The sequence below is a fragment of the Pseudomonas edaphica genome, assembly GCF_005863185.1.
Taxonomy (GTDB): Bacteria; Pseudomonadota; Gammaproteobacteria; order Pseudomonadales; family Pseudomonadaceae; genus Aquipseudomonas; species Aquipseudomonas edaphica.
In genome coordinates this window covers 1-1999 of the sequence record NZ_VBVZ01000863.1, presented here as the reverse complement: position 1 = coordinate 1999, position 1999 = coordinate 1, and the positions used below count along the sequence as shown (strand labels likewise).

The following is a 1999-nucleotide window of genomic DNA, read 5'->3' as shown; positions in this document are numbered from 1 at the left end:
GGTGTGTGCCGTCGCCCTGGATATTTCACCGGCGATGTTTCTCTCGCTGCTGCAATCGGACATTGGCGTGCAGCACTTTTTGGTGGGGATGGTGAAAGCGCCGATTTTCGCCTTCCTGATCGCGGCGATTGGCTGCCTCGAAGGCTTCAAGGTCAGCGGCAGCGCCGAATCGGTCGGCGCGCACACCACCTCCAGCGTGGTGCAGTCTATTTTCGTGGTGATTGTGCTGGATGCGGTCGCCGCGATGTTCTTTATGGAGATGGGCTGGTGAGTCGTCTACACCGTGCGCCCACTGAGGCGGTGATCGAAGTGCGCGGCCTGTGCAATCGCTTTGGCAGCCAGAGCGTGCACGAGAACCTCGATCTGGATTTGTACAAAGGCGAGATCCTCGCGGTGGTCGGCGGCTCCGGCAGCGGCAAGTCGGTACTGCTTCGCAGCATCGTCGGCCTGCGGCGGCCCAGCGAAGGTGAGGTGCGGGTATTCGGCAAGAACCTGCCCAATTTGTCGGAACATGAACGCTCGCTGGTGGAACGGCGCTTTGGCGTGCTGTTCCAGAAGGGTGCGCTGTTTTCCTCGCTGACGGTCACCGAAAACGTCGCCCTGCCGTTGATCGAACACGCCGGCCTCAGCCGTCGCGACGCCGAACACTTGGCGGCAGTCAAGCTAGCCCTGGCGGGGCTGCCTTTGTCGGCGGCGGATAAATACCCGGCGTCACTGTCCGGCGGCATGATCAAGCGCGCGGCCCTGGCACGCGCCCTGGCCCTGGACCCGGACATTCTGTTCCTGGACGAACCCACCGCCGGCCTCGACCCGATTGGCGCGGCGCAATTCGACCAACTGATCCTCACCCTGCGCGATGCGCTGGGCTTGAGCGTGTTCCTGGTCACCCACGACCTCGACACGCTCTACACCATCACCGACCGTGTGGCGGTGCTGGCGCAGAAGAAAGTGCTGGTGGCCGATGCCATCGATGTCGTCTCGGAAACGGACGACGCCTGGATTCACGAATATTTCCACGGCCCCCGTGGCCGCGCGGCATTGGATGCCGCTCAATCGCTTAACGAGGTATGACATGGAAACCCGAGCCCATCATGTGATGATCGGTCTGTTCAGCGTGATCGTGGTGGTCGGCGCCATGCTGTTCGGCCTGTGGCTGGCCAAGTCCAGCGTCGATAGCGCCTTCCAGGACTACGAGGTGGTGTTCAACGAGGCGGTCAGCGGCCTGTCCCAGGGCAGTTCGGTGCAATACAGCGGGATCAAGGTGGGCGATGTCACCAGCCTGCGCCTGGACCCGAAAGACCCGCGCCGGGTACTGGCGCGCATCCGTTTGGCCGGGCAGACACCGATCAAGGAAGACACCCAGGCCAAGCTGGCACTGACCGGCATCACCGGCACCTCGATCATCCAGCTCAGCGGTGGTACGCCGCAAAGCCCGGAGCTCAAGGGCAAGGACGGCAACCTGCCGGAAATCATCGCCTCGCCGTCCCCCATTGCGCGCCTGCTTAATAACAGCAACGACCTGATGACCAGCATCAACCTGCTGCTGCACAACCACATGTTCTCGCGGGAGAACGTCGAGCGCCTGAGCAACACTCTGGACAATCTGCAACAAACCACCGGTGCCATCGCCGACCAGCGCGGTGATATCAAGGTAGTGATGCAACAATTGATGCAGGTGAGCAAACAGGCGAGCGCCGCGCTGGAGCAAACCACCACGTTGATGCGCAATGCCAACGGCTTGCTCAATGACCAAGGCAAGCAAGCCTTCGGCAGTGCCGAGCAGGCCATGAAGTCGCTGGAACAAAGCACCACGACCATCAACACCTTGCTGACCAACAACAAAGACTCGGTGAACAGCGGCATGCAGGGCCTCAACGAACTGGCACCGGCCGTGCGAGAGCTGCGCGAAACCCTCGGTTCGCTGCGCGCCATCTCCCGCCGCCTCGAAGCCAACCCCAGCGGTTACCTGCTGGGCAGCGACAAGAACAAGGAGTTCACG

General features: G+C 62.1%; 3 protein-coding genes. All 3 read left to right on the top strand.

Features of this window, described 5'->3' with window-relative positions:
* A partial coding sequence (locus FEM54_RS31465; protein WP_171045952.1) for an MlaE family ABC transporter permease occupies window positions 1-271 on the top strand: 271 nt, incomplete at its 5' end.
* Entirely contained in the window at window positions 268-1071 is an 804-nt protein-coding gene (locus FEM54_RS31460) for an ABC transporter ATP-binding protein (protein ID WP_017139076.1), read from the top strand. The genes FEM54_RS31465 and FEM54_RS31460, both read left to right, overlap by 4 nt.
* A 1-nt stretch (window position 1072) precedes the next feature.
* Window positions 1073-1999: MlaD family protein (locus FEM54_RS31455; RefSeq protein ID WP_138454161.1), on the top strand; the 927-nt coding region annotated here is incomplete at its 3' end.